This is a genomic window from Pseudomonas sp. 21615526, from assembly GCF_013386245.1.
GTDB lineage: Bacteria > Pseudomonadota > Gammaproteobacteria > Pseudomonadales > Pseudomonadaceae > Aquipseudomonas.
Genome location: NZ_JACAOM010000136.1, coordinates 32462 through 53811, shown reverse-complemented (window position 1 = coordinate 53811; position 21350 = coordinate 32462). Strand labels below are relative to the sequence as shown.

The 21350-nt window shown below is 61.4% G+C and carries 16 protein-coding genes; 9 read left to right on the top strand and 7 right to left on the bottom strand.

The genetic code is table 11. The features are described 5' to 3' along the window. Positions 1-595: 595 nt before the first annotated feature. From HX786_RS28300 to HX786_RS28290, 3 genes are all read right to left on the bottom strand, one after another. Positions 596-1495 (bottom strand): hydroxymethylglutaryl-CoA lyase, encoded by a 900-nt coding sequence (locus tag HX786_RS28300; RefSeq protein ID WP_177009129.1) that lies wholly within the window; start codon positions 1493-1495, stop codon positions 596-598. 12 nt (positions 1496-1507) lie between these two features. After that, positions 1508-1906, bottom strand: coding sequence for a MerR family DNA-binding transcriptional regulator (locus HX786_RS28295; protein WP_102369517.1), 399 nt, complete (start codon positions 1904-1906; stop codon positions 1508-1510). Positions 1907-1973: 67 nt separating this feature from the next. Further along, a complete protein-coding gene (locus tag HX786_RS28290; protein WP_003211805.1) occupies positions 1974-2903 on the bottom strand; it encodes a LysR family transcriptional regulator in 930 nt (309 codons plus the stop codon). Positions 2904-3053: 150 nt separating this feature from the next. On the opposite strand from HX786_RS28290, the gene HX786_RS28285 reads away from it, so the two are divergent. Then, on the top strand, positions 3054-4283 hold the full coding sequence (locus tag HX786_RS28285) for an acyl-CoA dehydrogenase (protein ID WP_178912905.1): 1230 nt from the start codon (positions 3054-3056) through the stop codon (positions 4281-4283). A 139-nt stretch (positions 4284-4422) separates the two neighbouring features. On the opposite strand, the gene HX786_RS28280 is transcribed toward HX786_RS28285, so the two are convergent. Both HX786_RS28280 and xthA read right to left on the bottom strand, forming a co-directional pair. After that, complete coding sequence (locus HX786_RS28280; protein ID WP_003211801.1) at positions 4423-5763, bottom strand: substrate-binding domain-containing protein; 1341 nt, start codon at positions 5761-5763, stop codon at positions 4423-4425. A 200-nt stretch (positions 5764-5963) separates the two neighbouring features. Further along, entirely contained in the window at positions 5964-6776 is an 813-nt protein-coding gene (xthA, locus tag HX786_RS28275; RefSeq protein ID WP_003211800.1) for an exodeoxyribonuclease III, read from the bottom strand. 203 nt (positions 6777-6979) lie between these two features. Between xthA and HX786_RS28270 the strand changes: the two genes are divergently transcribed. From HX786_RS28270 to HX786_RS28240, 7 genes are all read left to right on the top strand, one after another. Then, positions 6980-7630 carry an N-acetyltransferase gene (locus HX786_RS28270; RefSeq protein ID WP_003211798.1) on the top strand — a complete coding sequence of 217 codons (651 nt, stop codon included), beginning with the start codon at positions 6980-6982 and terminating at the stop codon, positions 7628-7630. A gap of 64 nt (positions 7631-7694) precedes the next feature. Continuing rightward, on the top strand, positions 7695-9422 hold the full coding sequence (locus tag HX786_RS28265; RefSeq protein WP_023658973.1) for an autotransporter assembly complex family protein: 1728 nt from the start codon (positions 7695-7697) through the stop codon (positions 9420-9422). Then, entirely contained in the window at positions 9422-13105 is a 3684-nt protein-coding gene (locus tag HX786_RS28260; protein WP_178912904.1) for a translocation/assembly module TamB domain-containing protein, read from the top strand. The genes HX786_RS28265 and HX786_RS28260 overlap by 1 nt, the downstream gene beginning before the upstream one ends. 145 nt (positions 13106-13250) lie before the next feature. Next, entirely contained in the window at positions 13251-13724 is a 474-nt protein-coding gene (locus HX786_RS28255) for a MarR family winged helix-turn-helix transcriptional regulator (protein ID WP_003211792.1), read from the top strand. Next, positions 13721-15184: an efflux transporter outer membrane subunit gene (locus tag HX786_RS28250; RefSeq protein ID WP_102605511.1), complete on the top strand. Its 1464-nt coding sequence runs from the start codon at positions 13721-13723 to the stop codon at positions 15182-15184. The genes HX786_RS28255 and HX786_RS28250 overlap by 4 nt, the downstream gene beginning before the upstream one ends. Positions 15185-15199: 15 nt before the next feature. Next, entirely contained in the window at positions 15200-16417 is a 1218-nt protein-coding gene (locus tag HX786_RS28245) for an efflux RND transporter periplasmic adaptor subunit (RefSeq protein WP_178912903.1), read from the top strand. Positions 16418-16481: 64 nt separating this feature from the next. Next, the gene (locus tag HX786_RS28240; RefSeq protein ID WP_003211786.1) at positions 16482-18014 is read left to right on the top strand and encodes a DHA2 family efflux MFS transporter permease subunit; all 1533 of its coding nucleotides are present in this window, start codon (positions 16482-16484) and stop codon (positions 18012-18014) included. A gap of 133 nt (positions 18015-18147) precedes the next feature. On the opposite strand, the gene lpxH is transcribed toward HX786_RS28240, so the two are convergent. Next, positions 18148-18897 (bottom strand): UDP-2,3-diacylglucosamine diphosphatase, encoded by a 750-nt coding sequence (gene lpxH / locus HX786_RS28235; RefSeq protein ID WP_003211785.1) that lies wholly within the window; start codon positions 18895-18897, stop codon positions 18148-18150. Next, positions 18894-19397, bottom strand: coding sequence for a peptidylprolyl isomerase (locus HX786_RS28230; RefSeq protein WP_003211783.1), 504 nt, complete (start codon positions 19395-19397; stop codon positions 18894-18896). The genes lpxH and HX786_RS28230 overlap by 4 nt, the downstream gene beginning before the upstream one ends. A 246-nt stretch (positions 19398-19643) precedes the next feature. On the opposite strand from HX786_RS28230, the gene HX786_RS28225 reads away from it, so the two are divergent. Continuing rightward, positions 19644-21344: a glutamine--tRNA ligase/YqeY domain fusion protein gene (locus HX786_RS28225; RefSeq protein ID WP_008432425.1), complete on the top strand. Its 1701-nt coding sequence runs from the start codon at positions 19644-19646 to the stop codon at positions 21342-21344. Positions 21345-21350: the final 6 nt, after the last annotated feature.

Here is a 21350-nt window from a genome sequence, read left to right as displayed (position 1 = left end):
AACCAATCTCAGCCATCACCCAAAAAACGGATATACACGCAAACCACCTTCCCCGAGAAAGCACAAAGGGGACCCGAAGGTCCCCTTTAATTTGTCGTTGCGTGCTCTTTTTTTATTATTGAGGGGCGGTCTATTGTTGTTTTTGGCAACCGTGGCCCTTTACCGCTGTTTTTGGCGACCCCCATCCGGGGTCAAGAGCAAACGTATTTTTTTGAGCGCTGATCTGCTTCTTCGCACGCGATCCAACCAGTGGGTAGCTACCTTGAGGTAGTTTTTTGTTCTTCTCTATCCGGTTGCGGGTTTCGGCAAGCCGTACCCTGCGAAGCACATCTTCTCCAAAAAAATCTGTTAGCTGCGTCTCTGCCGTGTTGTTTTTGTTATGTCAGAGTCGTTACGTCTTATTTTTATTAGGTTTGGTGCTTTTTATTCTTGTTATGCAATAGAGATAGCAGAAGCCGTGCCAACTTTATAAAGTCCTTTAAAATCAATGCCTTGATTTTTTGACGAGAAATTTCCTTCAGGAAATGCGACAAAATATGTTCCCGTGTTACCCGATGTGTAGCCGCGAGGTAACACATCGTCACAAGCGCACTACTCAACCGGCGCTGCGAGCCTTCGCCACGCGCGAACCGGTGGGGCGGCCGAGTACCGTACAAATCTGCTGACCCGCCAGAATCAGCTTGTCCATGTCGATACCCGTCTCGATGCCCAAGCCATTGAGCAGGTACAACACATCTTCAGTGGCAACGTTACCGCTGGCCCCCTTGGCATAGGGGCACCCGCCGAGGCCCGCAATAGAGCTGTCGAACACCTGGATACCTTCCTCAAGGCTGGCGTAGATATTGGCGATGGCCTGGCCATAGGTGTCATGGAAGTGCCCGGCCAGCTTGTCCCGTGGCACCTGCGCGCCGACCACCTCGAACATCCGGCGTGTTGCGCCTGCAGTGCCGGTGCCAATCGTGTCGCCCAGGGACACCTCATAGCAGCCCATGGCGAACAGCTCGCGAGCGACTGCCGCGACCTGTTCCGGCGCGACCTGACCTTCATAAGGGCAACCCAACACACACGACACATAACCCCGCACACTCACACCATGCTGCCTGGCCGCGGCCATGATCGGCACGAAGCGTTCCAGGCTTTCGCTGACGGAGCAGTTGATATTGCGCTGGGAAAACGCCTCGGAAGCCGCCGCAAATACGGCCACTTCTTTCACGCCCGCCGCCAGTGCATCTTCAAAACCCCGCAGGTTTGGCGCCAGCGCGCCATAGGTCACGCCCGGCTTGCGCTGGATCTGCGCAAACACCTCGGCCGACCCGGCCATCTGCGGTACCCATTTGGGCGACACAAAACTGCCGACTTCGATGTAACCCAGGCCGGCGGCACTCAGGGCGTCCACCAATTGCACCTTGTCGGCGACGCTGATGGGTTGCGCTTCATTCTGCAGGCCGTCGCGGGGGCCCACTTCCACCAGGCGCACATGAGAGGGGAGGGACATGGCAGCTACCTTTTATGAATGGCCAACCTGGCCCTGAATGGTCTGTTCCAGCGCCTGGATGCAACGCTCTTCGGCGGTGTCCAGTTCGAGCTTCATCTGTTCGATGTCGAGCAACTGTTGTTCCAGCTGCTCGCGGCGCTCGGCGATTTTCGCCAGCATGCTGTGCAGCTGTTTCTGGTTGCCGCTGGTAGGGTCGTAGAGTTCGATCAGTTCCCGGCACTCGGCCAGGGAAAAACCGATGCGCTTGCCCCGCAGGATCAGCTTCAGGCTGACCTTGTCGCGGGGCGAATAAATGCGCTCCTGGCCCCGGCGTTCCGGGGACAGCAGGCCTTGTTCTTCATAGAAGCGAATGGCGCGGGTGGTGATGTCGAGCTCGCGGGCGAGGTCGGAGATGCTGTAGGTCGTGCTCATGAGGGCGCTCAAGGAGTGTCTTGAGCGTTAAGCTAATGGCTGGTTGACGTTAACGTCAAGCTCGCTCCTACAGTTTGTCCAGCTTCTTCTCATGGGCCGTCACCTGCTGGCACAACTCGATCATCTGCTCGCGCATCCAGCGGTTGGCCGGATCCTGGTCGGTGCTTTCATGCCAGTACAGATGGGTTTCCACCATCGGCACATCATTCACCGGCAGGTTGAACCAGTGCAGTTCATGGCGCCGTGCAAAGCGCTCCGGCACGGTCATTACCATGTCGGTCTGTTGCAGCACCTGCGAGGCCATCAGGTAGTGCTGGGAGCGCAGGGCGATCTTGCGTTGCAGGCCCATCTTGCCCAGCGCCAGGTCGACATGGCCCAGGCCGTTGCGCCGGCTGGAGATATGAATGTGGGTCAGCGACAGGTAGTCATCCAGCGTCAGTTTGTCCTTGCCCGCCATCGGATGGCCCTTGCGCATGGCGCACACGTAGCGGTCTTCCATCAGCTTGACGTGGCGCACTTGCGGGTCGGTGTTGAGCGGCGCATCCACGGCAAAGTCCAGGCGACCGGCCGCCAGTTCCTTGGTGGTTTCCCGGCGCTTGGACAGGAAGCTCTCGATTACCACCGTCGGTGCCAGGCGGCGCAGGCGCTGGAACAGCGGCGGCAGAATCACCGCTTCGGTGAGGTCGGTCATGCTGATGCGGTAGGTCTTGGCCGCCTGTTGCGGGTTGAAGATCCGGCTTTCCTGTACCGACACCCGCAGCAGCGACAGCGCGTTACGCACCGGGCCAATGATGTTCTGGGCCATGGGTGTGGGCACCATGCCTTGGGCTGTGCGCACGAACAGCGGGTCGTTGAAGGTCTCCCGCAGGCGGGCCAGAGCGTTCGACACCGCAGGTTGAGTAATCCCGACAATCTGCCCGGCGCGGGTCAGGTTGGCTTCGGTGTAGATCGCGTCAAAGACGATGAAGAGGTTGAGGTCGACCTTGCTCAGATTCATTTCGCTGCGCTCTTATTGTTAGGTGTCCATACGCCGATCATATATCGGTGATGAATGTTAATACACGCCGAGAATAGGCTAGGTAAATTATCAACGCTGTTCTAGCATCGATTCATGACCTCAACAACCTCCATTGAGAAGGTGCTGCCCATGGATTTCGCCTATTCGCCCAAGGTTCAGGAACTGCGTGAACGCGTCACCGCGTTCATGGATGCCTACGTCTACCCGGCCGAGCCTGTGTTCGAACGCCAGGTTGCCGAAGGTAACCGCTGGCAGCCCACCGCCATCATGGAAGAGTTGAAGCTCAAGGCTAAAGCCGAAGGCCTGTGGAACCTGTTCCTGCCGGAATCCGAATTGGGCGCCGGCCTCACCAACCTGGAATACGCGCCCCTGGCCGAAATCATGGGCCGCTCCTTGCTGGGGCCGGAGCCGTTCAATTGCTCTGCACCGGATACCGGCAACATGGAAGTGCTGGTGCGCTACGCCAACGAAGAGCAAAAACAGCGCTGGCTCGAACCGCTGCTGCGCGGCGAAATCCGCTCGGCATTTGCCATGACCGAGCCGGACGTGGCTTCCTCCGACGCCACCAACATGGCCGCCCGTGCAGAACGCGACGGCGACGAGTGGGTGATCAACGGTAAAAAATGGTGGACCTCCGGCGCCTGTGACCCGCGCTGCAAGATCCTGATCTTCATGGGCCTGAGCAACCCGGATGCGCCGCGTCACCAGCAGCACTCGATGATCCTGGTACCGGTGGATGCGCCCGGTGTGAAGATCGTGCGCCCGCTGCCGGTGTTCGGCTACGACGACGCACCCCATGGCCACGCCGAAGTGCTGTTTGAAAACGTCCGCGTGCCGTACGAAAACGTCCTGCTGGGCGAAGGCCGGGGCTTTGAAATTGCCCAGGGGCGCCTTGGCCCGGGCCGTATTCACCACTGCATGCGTTCCATCGGCATGGCCGAGCGCGCGCTGGAACTGATGTGCAAGCGTTCCGTCAGCCGTACCGCCTTCGGCAAGCCGCTGGCCCGCCTGGGTGGCAATATCGACAAGATCGCCGACTCGCGGATGGAAATCGACATGGCGCGCCTGCTGACCCTGAAAGCTGCCTACATGATGGACACCGTGGGCAACAAGGTCGCGAAAAGCGAAATCGCCCAGATCAAGGTGGTGGCGCCGAACGTGGCGTTGAGGGTGATCGACCGCGCCATCCAGATCCACGGTGGCGCCGGCGTATCCAATGACTTCCCGCTGGCCTACATGTACGCCATGCAGCGCACCCTGCGCCTGGCCGATGGCCCGGACGAAGTGCACCGCGCAGCAATCGGCAAGTTCGAGATCGGCAAGTATGTGCCGCGGGAAATGATGCGCAGCGGGCAGTAAAACCGAGGTGTCTTCATCGCAGGCAAGCCAGCTCCCACAGGGGAATGCAGTCAACTGTGGGAGCCGGGCTTGCCGCGATGAGGCCAGTTGATCGTTCCCACGCTCTGCGTGGGAATGCTGCCCCGGACGCTCCGCGTCCTCAATACACCCAAACCTCCACCCGCCGATTCTTGATCCGTCCCTCATCCGCCGTATTTGCCGCCACCGGCATCTCGGCACCGAACCCCTGAATGTCCCTCAGCACCACGCCGCTTTTAACCAATTCCCGGCGCACCGCCATCGCCCGCAACTTCGACAATAGCGCCGCCCGCTGCGCATCACTCTTGGCATCCCCAAACCCCACCAGCGTCACCTGCTTGTCCAGCTTGCCGTGGCTCTTTATATAAGCCACTACCCGCATCAGGTCCTGGCGCGCCTTGTTGTCGAGGCTGGCACTGCCTTCCTCAAACCGGAAGTTCACCGTCAGGCGCTGCGCTTGTCGGGCAATCGCCTGGTAATCCCCGGGCATCGGCGCCCGTGGCTCCACCGCCATGGCCTGCACCTGCTGTGCGATAAATCCGTTGGCGGCGACGATCGCCTGGCCCTTGCTGCTTTGTGCAAAGTCCACCAGGGCCTTGGCCCAGGGGTTTTGTGCAACAGGTGGCAGGTAGAAGAACAACCGGCGTGACAGTGGGTAGTCCTCGGTGGCGATCAAACTGTTCAGCGGCAGCATCGGCTGCGAGTCGCCATCGACGATGGCCACCGCCTTGGCCTGGCGTACATAGGGCAATCCGATAAAACCGATGCCCTGGGGGTCATGGCTGACAGCATCCGACAACTGCTCGCTGGATTCGAAGCGCTTGGCGCTGCCATCCAACGACTTGCCGCGCCGGCTGAGCACCAGTTCCTTGAAGGTGTCATAGGTGCCGGATTGATCATCCCGCGCGTACAGGTGAATCTGGCCACCGATGCCGCCCAGTTGTTCCCAGGTCGAGACTTCGCCGCTGAAGATCTGCGCCAGTTGCGCGGTGTTCAGCGTCCCCAACGGGTTGCGTGGGTTGAGGATGATCGCCAGCCCGTCAATGGCGATGACCTGTTCGGCGTCGGGGCTTTTCAGGTCGCCGAGGGCTTCGAGGTCCACCAGTTCGCTGTCCTTGATCGGCCGGGAAGACGCCGCGAGGTCGGCGCTGGCGTTTTTCAGGGCTGCGAACCCGGTGCTGGAACCATGGGCCGCCACTTCCACCGTCACCTTCTGGCCCTGGCGAGTCTTGCCGACGATGTGCTGTTCGTTGGCCTGGTCAGATGGCTCGCTGTGCACCGCTTGCAACCCCTGTTGCTCCATCAGCCCCTTGACCAGCGCCGGGCCAAGCGCCGCGCCGATGGTGTTGGAACCCTGGATGCGCAAGGCCGGGCCATGTTCGGGGAAGGGCAGAGGGGTGGAAAAAGCGGCGAGGGGAAATGCGCTGAGCAGGGCCAGCAGGGATAGAACGCGCAGCATCATGCCGGCACCTTCTCAAGCCAAAGGGAGTGCCGCGAGATTAAGTCAGAGAGGTTTCAGCAATATGACCGGCATCACGCCGTCAAAAAGTGTGGGAGCGGGCTTGCTCGCGAATACGGTGTGTCAGTCGACGTATCCGGTGACTGACACTCCGTATTCGCGAGCAAGCCCGCTCCCACATTTAACGGCGCTGCTGTTAGAAATCAGCTCAATTCCAGCCATATCGGTGCATGATCGGAGGGTTTTTCCATGCCGCGCAGGTCGTAGTCCACACCGGCATCCTTCACCCGGGGCAACAAGCCTTGGGAAGCCAGGATCACGTCGATTCGCAGCCCGCGCTTTGGCTCGTCTTCAAAACCACGGCTGCGGTAATCGAACCAGCTGAAGCGGTCTGCCACATCCGGGTTGAGGTGGCGGAAGCTGTCCACCAGGCCCCAGTTCTTCAGGCGGGCCATCCACTCGCGTTCTTCCGGCAGGAAGCTGCACTTGCCGGTCTTCAGCCAGCGCTTGGCGTTGTCGGCACCGATGCCGATGTCGCAGTCTTCCGGGGAAATATTCACATCACCCATCACCACCACGGCCTGGTCATTGCTGAACTGCGACTCCAGGAGGGTTTGCAGGTCCTCGTAGAAGCGCTGCTTGGCCGGGAACTTGGTGGGGTGGTCGCGGCTTTCGCCTTGTGGGAAATAGCCGTTCATGATGGTAATCGGGTTGCCGTTGGCGTCGGCGAAGGTGCCCCAGATAAACCGGCGCTGGGCGTCTTCTTCGTCACTGGCAAAGCCTTTGTGCAGCGCCAGCGGTTCCTGGCGCGAGAGCAGGGCAACACCGTAGTGGCCTTTCTGCCCGTGGTAATACACGTGATAGCCGAGGGCCTTGATCTCATCCAGCGGGAACTGGTCGTCGTGGACCTTGGTTTCCTGCAGGCCGATCACGTCCGGCTGGTGTTTCTCGATCAGTGCCGCCAGCTGATGAGGGCGGGCGCGCAGCCCGTTGATATTGAAAGACACGATTTTCATGGTCGGCGGTCCAGTCTGGCAAAAGGGCGATGCTAGCCGACAATGTAGGACGGGAGCCAGCCTTGTAGCAGCTGCCGAGGCACAAGGCTGCGTTGGGCTACGAAGCGGCGTCCGGTGGCTACACTGAACGAAACAGTGCCGCAGACGTTCGTAATAACAAGAGCGCGACCTTTTGAGTCAGCGCCCAGGGGAGATTCACTGTTATGCCTGACACCTCGACTGCCATCGCCCAGATCCACATGCTCGACAGCGGCTACTCCCGCGAAGCCCGTTCGCTGTTGTACCAGGCCTATCGCCATGAGCCGACGTTCGCCTACATCTTCGAAGCCGAACGTCCCGGCTACGAACAGCGGGTGCGCGCCACGGTGCGTGAACTGGTCAAACAGCACTTCTTCCAGAAACTCCCGGCGATTGGCCTGTTGGTCAACGACCGGCTGATCGGCATCGCCCTGATCGCGCCACCGACCCGCCGCCTGGGCATCACCGAAAGCTGGGCCTGGCAGTTGCGCATGTGGCTGAGTACCGGTGTGCGCGGTACCCGGCGTTACCTGGAATACCATCAGGCAGTGCTGGCGTGCCTGCCCTCGGATTCGGTGCATGTGCTGCCGTTGCTGGGGATTCACCCGCAATTCCAGGGCAAGCACTACGGTGAGCAACTGCTGGAAGCGGTGCACAACTGGTGCGCCGAAGACCCGCATTCCTCAGGCGTGGTGCTGGACACGGGGAATTCTCGCTATCTGGAATTCTATAAGCGCCAGGGCTATGAAGAGATCGGCGAGGTCGCTGTAGGACCGGTACTGGAACACGTGTTCTTTCACGCAAATCCGCAGGTGTTACAGGCTGCAACGGTTTAAGACAGAATTATTCAGACAAATCCGGGTTCTAACTCGCTCCCAAGCTCGTGTAGCATCCCGGCCTATGAAGTTTCCAGGAAGATTTACCAGCGGCTTGATTCTGCTGTTCACGAGCTGCGGCGCCTTGGCGCAAAGCGAATTGGATGTGCGTATCAAGCCTTCAAACGACGCGTTGAAAGCCAACATCGAAGGCTATATCGGCGGGGTCGGCGATCGTGACGAAGAAGCCCTGCTGCGGTTCAGCCGTGGCGCCGAGGAGCAGGCCCGCAAGGCCGCCCAGGCGCTGGGCTACTACCAACCGCAGATTGCCAGCGATGTGAAGGGCGGCAAGAACCCGCGCCTGATCCTCACCATCGACCCCGGCGAACCGGTGCATTTGCGCAATGTGACCATTCGGGTCGACGGCCAGGCCGCCGACCTCAAGGCCTTTCGCGTGCCCGCCAGCGACCAACTCAAATCCGGCGCCGTGCTCAACCACGGCAACTACGAAGACGCCAAGCGCGTCATCCAGAACCAGGCGTCACGCTACGGCTTTTTCAGCGGGCGCTTTACCAGTCAGAAACTCTCGGTCGACCCCAAGGCGGGTGTGGCCGATATCGAACTGATTTATGACAGTGGCCCACGCTACACCTTGGGCAAGGTCAGCTTTGCCGGCGATACGCCGTTTGATGAAGACCTGCTGCAACGCATGGTGCCGTTCAAGAGCGGCGCGCCTTACGACTCCGAACTGATCGCCGAACTCAACCAGAACCTGCAATCCAGCGGCTTTTTCGAAGGCGTGCGCGTGGACGCCGCTCCGGCGGCCTCGACCAATGACGTGATCCCGGTGGCCGTGCAACTTGAAACCCGCAAGCCGCGCACCATGGGCCTGGGCCTCGGTTACTCGACCGACGTCGGCCCGCGGGGCAAGGCCAACTGGACGCGCCACTGGGTCAACCCCCAGGGCCACAGTTATGGCTGGGAAGCCGAGCTTTCCGCGCCTCGGCAGAACGTCGGGTTGTGGTACGACATTCCCATGGACCCGCCACTGACCGACAAATTGCGCTTTGCCGGCGGCTACCAGAATGAAGAAATCGCCAACACCGACACCCTGAGTAAACTGCTCACCCTCGGCCCCGAGTGGCACAGCAAGTTGCCCAGCGGCTGGACGCGGGTGATCTCGCTCAAATGGCAGCGTGAAGAATATCGCCTGGGCAACGACTCGGGCCTGAGTACGCTGCTGATGCCCGGCATCAGTTATTCCTACTTGCGCAGCGACAACCGCATCGACCCGCACAACGGCTATCGCCTGCTGTTCGACGCCAAGGTCGCCAAGGAAGGCCTGGGTTCCGACACCAATCTGCTTTACGGCACGGCGACGATCAAGGGCCTGACCACCCTGTGGGATAACCATCGTTTCCTGGCGCGGGCGCAGTTTGGCGGCAGTGCCACCAACGGCTACAAATCCGTGCCGCCGTCGTTGCGCTTTTTTGCCGGTGGCGACCAGAGCGTACGGGGTTACGAGTACCAGACCCTGTCCCCGGAAAACGATCGTGGCGACCGCATCGGCGGCCGCTACATGGTGGCCCTGAGCGCCGAGTACCAATATTCCATCGCCGAAAAATGGCGGATCGCGACCTTTATCGACCAAGGCAATTCGTTCAACACCCTGGAAATGCCAAGCCTGAAAACCGGCGTGGGTGTGGGTGTGCGCTGGGTGTCGCCGGTTGGCCCGATCCGCCTCGACCTGGCCCATGCCCTCGAAGATCCGGGCGGCATTCGTTTGCACTTTTCCATGGGGCCTGAGCTGTGATGCGTGGTTTGAAAATAGCGGGGCTGGCCATTCTGGCGGTCCTCGCGGTGATAGTGCTGGCACTGTGGACGGTGCTGGGTACCCAGGTCGGCAGCCGGTGGGTGCTGGGCCAGGTGCCGGGTTTGACCGTGGAAAATTTCCAGGGTCGCCTGGGCGGGCAGTGGAGTGCCGACCATCTGTTATGGCAGCAGGACAGCAGCCGCGTGGAGCTTCAGGCGCCGAAGTTCGACTGGTCGCCCGCGTGTTTGATGCGCATGACCTTGTGCATCAACCAACTGGATGTGGAGCAGGTGAGCCTGCAATTTCCACCCGGCACCGAAGAAAGCAGCGGCCCGATTACCCTGCCGGACCTGAAACTGCCGGTCGCCCTTCAGTTGGGTGACATCCGCGTTGGCAGCCTGCTGTTCAATGGCAGCGAAGAGCTCCAGGGCCTGCAGCTGGCGGCGCACTGGACTGCCGCCGGGATGCAGATCGATTCGGTGCACCTGCAACGGGACGGTTTGGTCCTTGACCTGTCCGGCCTGCTGCAACCCACCGGCAATTGGCCGCTGGCCGCCAGCGGCAACCTGAGCCTGCCTTACGCGCCGGGCGGTGCGCCCTGGACGCTGGCGCTGAAGGTCGATGGCGATTTGCTCAAGACCCTCAAGCTCGACGCCGACAGCAGCGGCTACCTGCCGGCCAAGCTCAGCGGCGAATTGCAACCGCTGGTGGAAAACCTGCCGGCGCAGTTGCACATCACCGCCGACGGCTTCAAACCCAGCGCCGATTTGCCCGATACCCTGCAACTCAATCAGCTGGACCTGACCGCCAAGGGCGACCTGAGCAACGGTTACCAGTTGCTGGGCAAAGCCGTACTGCCCGCGGAAAAAGGCCCGGTGGACCTGCTGCTGCAAGGCAAGGTCGACGCCAAGGGCGCGCAGATCGCCGGGCTGGATTTGAATGCCGGTGACGAGCAAAGCCTCAAGCTCAGTGCCAACCTGGACTGGCAGCAAGGCTTCAGCGCCGACGCGAAAATCGACTGGCTGGATTTCCCGTGGCATCGCCTGTACCCGGTGATCGACGAACCCCAGGTGGCCTTGCGTACCTTCAATGGTGAAGTTTCCTACAAGGACGGCAACTATCTGGGCAACTTCAAGGCCGACCTCGACGGCCCTGCGGGCAAGTTCAGCCTGGCCAGCCCGTTCAGTGGCGACCCCAAGCAAGTGTTCCTCCCCGAGTTGAAACTCGCGGCTGGTCAGGGCAAGGCCGAAGGCCACCTGAACCTGCAATTTGCCGATGGCATCGCCTGGGACACGGCGCTGGACTTGTCGGCCATCAACCCGGCGTATTGGGTCGCGGAGTTGCCCGGCACCCTCGCGGGCCCGTTGCGCAGCAAGGGCGAAATGAAGAACGAGCAACTCAAGCTCAATGCCGACCTCGACCTCAAGGGCCGTCTGCGTGGCCAACCTGCCGTGCTCCAGGCCAAGGCCGAAGGCGCTGGCGAGCAATGGACCCTCGGCACCCTGGACATCCGCCTCGGCGACAACCGCATCTATGGCAGCGGCAGCCTGCAACAGCGCCTTGCCGGGCAGATCGACATCAAGCTGACGCGCCTCGCCCAGCTCTGGCCGCAACTGCGCGGGCAGATGAATGGTCGCCTCGACGTCGCCGGCACCCTGAAAGCGCCGCAAGGCAAGCTCAACCTGGTTGGCCAGCAACTGGCGTTTGAAGATAACCGCCTGCAAAACCTGACCCTGGACGCGAACCTGGATAATGCCCAGCGCGCCAAAGTCGACCTGAAAGGCAGTGGCATCCAGGCCGGTGAAACCCAGCTCGGCACCTTCACTGCCAGCGCCCAGGGCGATATCAAAAGCCAGAAAGTCCAGCTCGACCTGGCCGGCCCGTTGCTCAAGCTGGCCCTGGCCCTGGACGGCAACCTCGACAAAGGCAACTGGCGCGGGCGCCTGGCCAGCGGCGATGTGCAAGCCGGTGGCCAGGACTGGAAGCTGCAAGCGCCGGCGAAGATCGAGCGCCTGGCCGATGGCAAGCTGACCTTTGCGGCGCACTGCTGGGTCTCCGGCCCGGCGAGCCTGTGCGGCGAAGACCAGCGCCTGATGCCCGTGCCGAAGCTGCGTTATCACCTCAAGCAGTTCCCAATCGACAGCCTGGCGCAGTGGTTGCCCAAGGATTTCGCCTGGCAGGGCAAGCTCAATGCCGACGTGCAGCTCGACCTGCCGGCCAGCGGCCCCAAAGGCGTGGTCTCGGTGGACGCCAGCGGCGGTACCCTGCGGGTCAAGGACAAGGACCAGTGGCTGGATTTCCCCTACGACACGCTGAAGCTGGAAACCACCCTCAACCCCACGCGCATCGACACCCAGCTCAATTTCCGTGGCGGCAAGCTCGGCGAGTTGCTGTTGCAGGCGCAGCTCAATCCGCTGGCAAAGAACAAGCCGATCACCGGCAACTTCACCCTGACCGGCCTCGACCTCGCGGTGGCCCGCCCCTTTGTACCCATGGTCGAGAAGCTCAACGGCAAGCTCAACGGTAACGGGCGAATTGGCGGCAGCCTGCTGGCGCCTCAGGTCAACGGCAGCATCAACCTGGTGGGGGGTGAAATCTCCGGCCCGGAACTGCCCACCAGCATTGAAGGCCTGAATATCCAGGCGTTGATTGCCGGCGAAAGCGTGCAGCTCAATGGCGGCTGGCGCAGCGGCAAGGCCGGGCAGGGCACTATCAAGGGGCAGATCGACTGGGGCCAGGCCCTGGCGGTGGATATCGCGCTGCAAGGCACGCAACTGCCGGTCACCGTGGAACCGTACGCGGCCCTGGAGGTGGCGCCTGACCTGAAGATCAGCATGAAGAACGACAAGCTGGCGATCTCCGGCAAGGTGCAGATTCCCAAGGGCGAGATCACCGTGCGGGAATTGCCGCCATCGACGGTCAAGGTCTCGGATGACACGGTGATCGTCGGCAGCCAGACCGAAGAGGGCAAGCCGCCGATGGCCATGGCGATGGACATCGATGTGGAGGTAGGCAAGGACAAGCTGAGCTTCGCCGGGTTTGGCCTTACCGCCAACCTGCAAGGCCATGTGCACATCGGCGACAACATGGACACCCGTGGTGAACTGTGGCTCAACGACGGCCGCTACCGGGCCTACGGCCAACGCCTGACTGTGCGCCGCGCGCGATTGTTGTTTGCCGGGCCGATTGACCAGCCGTTCCTGGATATCGAAGCGGTGCGGATCACCACCGAGCCGTCCCGGACCGTCACCGCCGGTATTCGTCTGAGCGGCAGTGCCGAGCAGCCGACTACGCAAATTTTCTCGGAGCCGGCCATGGCCCAAGAGGATGCATTGTCGTACCTGGTGTTGGGGCGTTCGCGCACCACCAACGGTGAGGACAACAACATGCTGGCCGAAGCGGCGCTGGGTCTTGGGTTGATGGGCAGTGCCGGGGTCACGTCGGACATCGCCAAGAACCTGGGCATCCAGGACTTTGAACTGGACACCCAGGGCAGTGGCAACAACACCGCCGTGGTGGCCAGCGGCAAGATCTCCGAGAAGCTCAGCCTGCGTTATGGCGTGGGGGTGTTCGAGCCGGCCAACACCATCGCCTTGCGCTATTTGCTGAGCAAGAAGGTGTACCTGGAAGTGGCCAGCGGCGTGGCCAGCTCCCTGGATATTTTCTACAAGCGCGATTTCTGATCCGTCCACGGTAATGGTGGGAGCCTGGCTCCCACCATTTATCCGCTAATTAGCAAGCAACCTAACTATTCGTTTGACATTCGCTGCCTAGGCAGTAACATCGTGTCACACATTCACTGCTTAGGCAGTTAATAGGCTGGTCACGATGAAGCACTTCACCCCCGAAAACTTCCACAACTGCCACCTCGGCCTGCTGCTGGGCCGGGCTGCGCTGCTCAAAGACAAGATCATCGACACCCACATGGAACCCCACGGCATCACGGCCGCGCAGTTCAAGGTGTTGATCATCATGGCCCAGTACGGCGTCGACACCCCGGCCGAGCTGTGCCGCAACCTGTCGTTGGACAGCGGCTCCATGACCCGCATGCTCGACCGCCTGGAACAGAAGGACCTGCTGGCGCGCAAGCGTTCCGAGCAGGACCGGCGCCAGGTGCAGTTGGTGCTGACCGCCGAAGGCCAGCGCGTGGCCGACATGCTGCCGCACATCGGTGCCCAGGCCCTGAACCAGTTGGCGGGCGCCCTGGAGCCGGGTGAATTGCAAACCCTGGAAAAAATCCTGAAGAAAATTCTGATAGCTGCGGGTGACCCCATCACCATCCAGCGGGTAGGTAGTGCATGAACAATCGCTCCTTGCGTGCCGGCCTCAGCCTTGTGCTGGTGGCCATGACTATGGCCGGTTGTGCCAATTTCAGCGGCTTGAACACAGAAGGCAAACGCCTCGAAGCCAATAACCTGCAAACCGGCAAATCCCTCAGCGGCGTGACCCTGTCCACCGCCGCCTGGCCCACCGCCGACTGGTGGAAAGGCCTTGGCGATCCACAGCTCGACGGCCTGATCCAGGAAGCCCTGCAGAACAGCCCCGACATGCAAGTGGCCAGCGCCCGTGCCCACCAGGCCGAAGCCGCTGCCTATGCCGCCGATGCCGAGCGCATGCCGACCCTGGATGCCAGCGCCGGTGTCAGCCGTTCGCGCCTGGCCAAGGACCAGGACCCGTTGGGCCAGGGCGATGCCTACGCCACCGTGCGCAACATCGGTGCCAGCTTCAATTACAACTTCGACCTGTGGGGCGGCCAGCGCGCCGCCTGGGAAGCCGCACTGGGCCAGGCCCGCGCCGCCGAAGTCGATCAACAGGCCGCGCGCCTGACCCTGGCAGCCAACGTCGCCAAGGCCTACAGCGACCTGGGCCAGGCCCATATCGTGCGTGACCTGGCCAATGATGACCTCAAGCGCACCCGGCAGATGCTCGACCTGGGCCAGCGTCGCCTGAACTCCGGGATCGACAGCCAGTACCAGTACCAGCAAACCGAAAGCCTGGAAGCCAGCTCCCAGTCGCAACTGATCGATGCGGAAAAACAACTGCAGAGCGCCAAGATCGCCCTCGCGGTGTTGCTCGGCAAAGGCCCGGACCGTGGCAGCGAACTGGTACGCCCCAACGTGCTCAAGCCGAGCGCGGTTGCGGTGCCTTCGGTGTTGCCTGCCGAGCTGGTGGGCCGTCGCCCGGACCTGATCGCCGCACGCTGGCGGGTGGAGGCGGCGAGCAAGAACATCGCGGCCAGCAAGACCCGTTTCTACCCCAACCTCAACCTGAGCGCGAGCGCCGGGGCCGAGTCGTTGCTGGGGGATGCGATGTTTGGTTCGGCCAGCCGCTTCTTCAGCATTGCGCCGACCGTCTCGCTGCCGATCTTCGACGGCGGCCGCCTGCGCGCCGACCTTGACGCTCGCGACGCCGACTACGACCTGGCCGTGGCCCAGTACAACAAAACCCTGGTGCAAGCCTTGGGCGATATCGGCAACACACTCTCGCAATTGCGCGAGACCGGCCGCCAGATCCAGGCCCAGCAACACGCCGCTGACATTGCCCAGCAGTCCTACGACACTGGCGTCCAGCGTTACAGCTCAGGTATCGGCAATTACCTGGACGTGCTCAGCATCGAACAGCAACTGCTCCAGGCCCAGCGTCAGTTGGCCACCCTGAATGCCGAGCAAATCGATCTTTCGATTCAACTGATGCAGGCCCTGGGCGGCGGTTTCCACGCCGATAACGTGGCCTCGACCACCCCAGCCACGCGCACTGAATAATTCAAGGTACTTGTCATGGCCACTGCCGAAACCAGCAACAACGCTCCTGAAACAAACAAGGCTGAACAACCCAACACCAGCAATCCGCGCAAACGCAAAGTCATGCTGTTTGTGCTGGCGCTGATCGTCATCCTCGGCGCCTTGGGCGTGTGGGGTTGGTACGAATTGTATGGTCGCTTCAGCGAAAGCACCGACGACGCCTACGTCAACGGCAACGTGGTGGAAATCACCCCGCTGGTGACCGGCACCGTGGTGAGCATCGGCGCTGACGACGGCGACCTGGTGCATGAAGGCCAGGTGCTGATCAACTTCGACCCCAACGACGCGGCCGTCGGCCTGCAAAGTGCCCAGGCCAACCTGGCCCGCACCGTGCGCCAGGTGCGTGGCTTGTACAGCAACGTCGATGGCATGAAAGCCCAGGTGCTGGCGCAACAAGCCAACGTGCAAAAGGCCCAGGACAACTACAACCGACGCAAGAACCTCGCTGCCGGCGGGGCGATTTCCCAGGAAGAACTGTCCCACGCCCGTGACGACCTGACCTCGGCGCAAAACGCCCTGGCCAACGTGCAGCAACAGTTCAAGACCAGCAGCGCCCTGGTGGATGACACGGTGATTTCGTCCCACCCGGACGTGCAGGCTGCCGCCGCACAGTTGCGCCAGGCTTACCTGACCAACGCCCGCAGCACCCTGATCGCACCGGTGACCGGCTATGTGGCCAAGCGTACCGTGCAATTGGGCCAGCGGGTCCAGCCGGGTACTGCACTGATGGCGGTGATCCCGCTGGATCAACTGTGGATCGACGCCAACTTCAAGGAAACCCAGCTGCGCAATATGCGTATCGGCCAGCCGGTGGATATCGAATCCGACATCTACGGCAGCGACGTGAAATTCAGCGGCACCGTCGACAGCCTCGGCGCGGGCACGGGCAGCGCGTTTGCCTTGCTGCCGGCGCAGAACGCTACCGGTAACTGGATCAAGATCGTGCAACGGGTGCCGGTGCGTATCCATGTGAACGCCGAAGAGTTGGCCAAGCACCCGCTGCGGGTGGGCTTGTCCACCGTGGTCGACGTCGACCTGCACGACAAGAGCGGCCCGGTACTGGCCCAGCAGGCGCCGCAGAAGGCTTCGTTCACCACCAACGTTTACGACCGCCAGTTGGCCGAAGCCGATGCGATGATCACCCAATTGATCCATGACAACAGCGTCGCCGCTCCCAAGGCTGCCCAGCGCTGATTCGCCAATCCATCAGCTGCGGCCCCGGCGGCCGTAGCGCCAATCATGTTGCACAGGATTCGCGATGAGTAACGCTAACGCCTCCTTCACGCCGCCCAGCTTGCTGATGGCCACCATCGGCCTGTCCCTGGCGACCTTCATGCAGGTGCTCGACACCACCATCGCCAACGTGGCGTTGCCGACGATTTCCGGCAACCTCGGCGTGAGTTCGGAGCAGGGCACCTGGGTCATCACCTCGTTTGCCGTGAGCAACGCCATCGCGCTGCCGCTCACCGGCTGGCTGAGCCGTCGCTTCGGCGAGGTGAAGCTGTTTCTGTGGGCCACCATCCTGTTTGTGCTGGCCTCGTTTCTCTGCGGTATTTCCACCTCGATGCCTGAGCTGATCGGCTTTCGGGTATTGCAAGGCCTGGTTGCCGGCCCGTTGTACCCGATGACCCAGACGCTGCTCATCGCGGTCTATCCCCCCGCCAGGCGTGGCATGGCCCTGGCGTTGCTGGCGATGGTCACGGTGGTGGCGCCGATTGCCGGGCCGATCCTCGGCGGCTGGATTACCGACAGCTACAGCTGGCCGTGGATCTTCTTTATCAACGTACCCATCGGCATCTTTGCCGTGATGGTGGTGCGCTCGCAACTGAAGAAACGCCCGGTGGTCACCAGCTACCAACCGATGGACTACGTCGGCTTGCTCAGCCTGATCGTCGGCGTCGGCGCCTTGCAGATCATCCTCGACAAGGGCAACGACCTGGACTGGTTCGAGTCGAATTTCATCATCATCGGCGCGGTGATCTCGGCTGTCGCCCTGGCGGTGTTCGTGATCTGGGAAATGACCGACGAGCACCCGGTGGTCAACCTGCGGCTGTTCGCCTATCGCAACTTTCGCATCGGCACGATTGTGTTGGTACTCGGGTACGCGGGTTTCTTCGGGATCAACCTGATCCTGCCGCAATGGCTGCAAACCCAGATGGGCTACACCGCCACCTGGGCGGGCCTGGCGGTGGCGCCGATCGGGATCCTGCCGGTGTTGATGTCGCCGTTCGTGGGCAAATATGCGCACAAGTTCGACCTGCGGCTGCTGGCGGGGCTGGCGTTCCTGGCGATTGGCTTGAGTTGCTTCATGCGCGCCGGGTTTACCAATGAAGTCGACTTCACGCACATCGCCCTGGTGCAGTTGTTCATGGGGATCGGCGTAGCGCTGTTCTTCATGCCGACCTTGAGCATCCTGATGTCCGACCTGCCGCCGGCGCAAATCGCTGACGGCGCTGGCCTGGCGACCTTCCTGCGGACCCTGGGCGGCAGCTTTGCGGCATCGTTGACTACCTGGATCTGGATTCGCCGGGCGGACCAGCACCATGCCTACATGAGCGAAAACATGACCACCTACGACTCGGCCACCCGGGACGCCTTGCAGGCGCTCGGCGGGGCAGGGCACAAGGCGTATGCGCAGTTGGACCAGATACTGACGAGCCAGGCGTACATGATGTCCACCGTGGATTACTTCACGTTGCTGGGGTGGATGTTCATGGCGTTGATCGTGATTGTATGGCTGGCGAAACCGCCGTTTGCAGCGAAGGCGGGGCCGGAGGCTTCTGGCCACTGATCGAAAGACCGAACTCGGTCAATGTGGGAGCTGGCTTGCCTGCGATGCAGGCACCTCGGTACATCAGATGCATCGAGGTGATGCTATCGCAGGCAAGCCAGCTCCCACATTTGATGGGTGTTGTGTCTGAGGATCAGGCGCCAGGCAAGGCCAGTTGCGGGTTGACGAAGTCAAACGCCGCCAGTTGAAACCCTTGCTCATCCACCTGCAATGCCCACCCTTGCTTGTCCCAATCCCCCAGCACAATGCGCTTGGCCGCTTGCTCGCCAATCTGCAACTTGTGAATCGCCGGGCGGTGGGTGTGGCCATGCACCAACGTACGCACGCCGAACTGCTGCATCACCCTCGGCACTTCCTCAGGCGTTACATCGACAATGTCGTTGGTCTTCATCCGCGTCTGCGCGCGGCTTTCACTGCGCAGCTTGCGCGCCAGCTTGTGCCGCGTGCGCAAGGGCAGGTGGCGCAGGATGAACAGCGTGATGGGGTTACGCAGGATGCGCCGCAGCTTCATATAGCCAAGGTCGCGGGTACACAGGCTGTCGCCGTGCATCAACAGCACGGGCTCGCCTGCGAGTTGCACCACACTCGGGTCCTTGAGCAAGGTTGCGCCTGCGGCTTTGCAGAACGCCTTGCCGATCAGGAAATCCCGGTTGCCATGCATGATGAAAATCTGGGTTCCGCTGTCGCTCAGCTCGCGCAGAGCCTGGCAAATCGAACGCTGGAAGGGCGTCATCCCATCGTCGCCAATCCAGGCTTCAAAGAAGTCCCCCAGAATGTACAACGCCTGGGCAGAACGGGCGCGGCCGTGCAGTAAATCCAGAAACGCCCGGGTTATGTCCGGGCGCTCCTCTTCCAGATGCAAATCTGAAATCAGCAATATCACTCAACGATCTCGGCTTTCTCGACGATAACGTCTTCTACCGGTACGTCCTGGTGACCTGCCTTGCCGGTGGTTTGCACACCCTTGATCTTGTCGACAACGTCCTGGCCTTCGGTGACTTTACCGAATACCGCGTAGCCCCAGCCCTGCACGTTCTTGCCGCTGTGGTTCAGGAAGGTGTTGTCGGCGACGTTGATGAAGAACTGCGCGGAGGCCGAATGCGGCTCCATGGTACGGGCCATGGCGACGGTGTACTTGTCGTTGGAAAGGCCGTTGTCCGCTTCGTTTTGGATGCTTGGACGCTTGTCTTTCTTTTCTTTCATGCCAGGCTCGAAACCGCCGCCCTGGACCATGAAGTTGCCGATGACACGGTGGAAAACAGTGTTTTCGTAGTGGCCGGCTTTAACGTACTCGATGAAGTTGGCGACGGTGATCGGCGCTTTCTCGGCGTTCAGCTCGATGACGATGTCACCGTGGTTGGTGGTCAGTTTGACTTGAGTCATGTTCACTACTCTTTCAAGGAATTCGTGGGTTTGGGCGTTTTGCGCCTTACCTGCTTGGCAAAAACGGCAGCCAAGGCGCGCAGTTTAGCGTGACCTGCGGGAATTTCGAGGTGGTTTTTTACCGCCCATGCAATAAATGCAGCAGTTTTTGGCCACGCTCTGTCAGGGCCTTGACAGCATCGGCTATGATAAGCCCTTTGTTTGTCGGCCTCACCCGGCCAAGTACTTCGTCTGTTCAAGGATCCTATGAGCAAGCCCACTGTCGACCCTACCTCGAATTCCAAGGCCGGACCTGCCGTCCCGGTCAATTTCCTGCGCCCGATCATCCAGGCGGACCTGGATTCGGGCAAGCACACGCAGATCGTCACCCGCTTCCCGCCTGAGCCCAACGGTTACCTGCACATCGGCCACGCCAAGTCGATCTGTGTGAACTTCGGCCTGGCCCAGGAGTTCGGTGGCGTCACGCACCTGCGTTTCGACGACACCAACCCGGCCAAGGAAGACCAGGAATACATCGACGCCATCGAAAGCGACATCAAGTGGCTGGGCTTCGAATGGTCCGGTGAAGTGCGCTATGCCTCCAAGTATTTCGACCAGTTGTTCGACTGGGCCGTCGAGTTGATCAAGGCCGGCAAGGCCTACGTAGACGACCTGACCCCGGAGCAAGCCAAGGAATACCGTGGCACCCTGACCGAGCCGGGCAAGAACAGCCCGTTCCGCGACCGTTCGGTTGAAGAGAACCTGGACTGGTTCAACCGCATGCGCGCCGGCGAGTTCCCGGACGGCGCCCGCGTACTGCGTGCCAAGATCGACATGGCCTCGCCGAACATGAACCTGCGCGACCCGATCATGTACCGCATCCGCCACGCCCATCACCACCAGACCGGTGACAAGTGGTGCATCTACCCGAACTACGACTTCACCCACGGTCAGTCGGACGCCATCGAAGGCATCACCCACTCCATCTGCACCCTGGAGTTCGAAAGCCACCGTCCGCTGTACGAATGGTTCCTCGACAGCCTGCCGGTACCGGCGCACCCGCGTCAGTACGAGTTCAGCCGCCTGAACCTGAACTACACCATCACCAGCAAGCGCAAGCTCAAGCAACTGGTCGATGAAAAGCACGTGTTTGGCTGGGACGACCCGCGCATGTCGACGCTGTCGGGCTTCCGCCGCCGTGGCTACACCCCGGCATCGATCCGCAATTTCTGCGAGATGGTCGGCACCAACCGCTCCGACGGCGTGGTCGACTACGGCATGCTCGAATTCAGCATCCGTCAGGACCTCGACGCGAACGCCCCGCGCGCCATGTGCGTGCTGCGTCCGTTGAAGGTGGTGATCACCAACTACCCGGAAGGCCAGGTCGAAAACCTCGAACTGCCACGTCATCCGCAGAAAGAAGAACTCGGCGTGCGCAAGCTGCCGTTCGCCCGTGAAATCTACATCGACCGCGATGACTTCATGGAAGAGCCGCCAAAAGGCTACAAGCGCCTGGAGCCGAACGGCGAAGTGCGCCTGCGCGGCAGCTACGTGATCCGTGCCGACGAAGCGATCAAGGACGCCGATGGCAACATCGTCGAACTGCGTTGCTCCTACGACCCGGACACCCTGGGCAAGAACCCGGAAGGCCGCAAGGTCAAAGGTGTGGTGCACTGGGTGCCGGCGGCGGCCAGCGTCGAGTGCGAAGTGCGCCTGTACGATCGCCTGTTCCGCTCGCCGAATCCCGAGAAGGCCGAAGACAGTGCCAGTTTCCTGGACAACATCAACCCTGACTCGCTGCAAGTTCTCACGGGTTGTCGTGCCGAGCCATCGCTTGGCGACGCACAGCCGGAAGACCGTTTCCAGTTCGAGCGCGAAGGTTACTTCTGCGCGGATATCAAGGACTCGAAACCCGGTGCTCCGGTATTCAACCGTACCGTGACCTTGCGTGATTCGTGGGGCCAGTGATTCTGT